Source organism: Bradyrhizobium sp. CSS354 (genome assembly GCF_029051725.1).
Taxonomy (GTDB): domain Bacteria; phylum Pseudomonadota; class Alphaproteobacteria; order Rhizobiales; family Xanthobacteraceae; genus Bradyrhizobium.
Window position 1 is genome coordinate 1 of sequence record NZ_JAACFU010000096.1, and the last position, 446, is coordinate 446.

Genomic DNA, 446 nt, shown 5'->3' on the forward strand with positions numbered 1-446 from the left:
GTTCCTGCACCAGGTGGAGTCGAGCCTGCCGACCGACCGCCAGCAGATGCTGCGCCTGGCGCGCGACCGCGAGGCCTCGTTCGAGGGCCGCAGCATCCTGGTGGTGGAGGACGACGTGCGCAACATCTTCGCGCTCTCCAGCGTGCTGGAGCCCACGGGCGCCAAGGTGCAGATCGCGCGCAACGGGCGCGAGGCGCTGGAGGCCCTCGAGCGCTCGCAGGCCGGCGATGCCCCGCAGGTCGACCTCGTGCTCATGGACATCATGATGCCGGAGATGGACGGCTTTACCGCCATGCGCGAGATCCGCAAGCGGCAGGAGTGGCGGCGTCTGCCGATCATCGCCCTCACGGCCAAGGCCATGAAGGACGACCAGGAGAAGTGCCTCGCGGCCGGCGCCAACGACTACATCGCCAAGCCGCTGGACGTCGAGAAACTGCTCTCCCTGG

1 protein-coding gene is annotated in these 446 nt (G+C 68.8%); it reads left to right on the top strand.

The window, feature by feature from the left end:
- Positions 1-446, top strand: a 446-nt coding sequence (locus GWG67_RS38810) for a response regulator (protein WP_275174905.1), incomplete at both ends; no start/stop codon positions are given.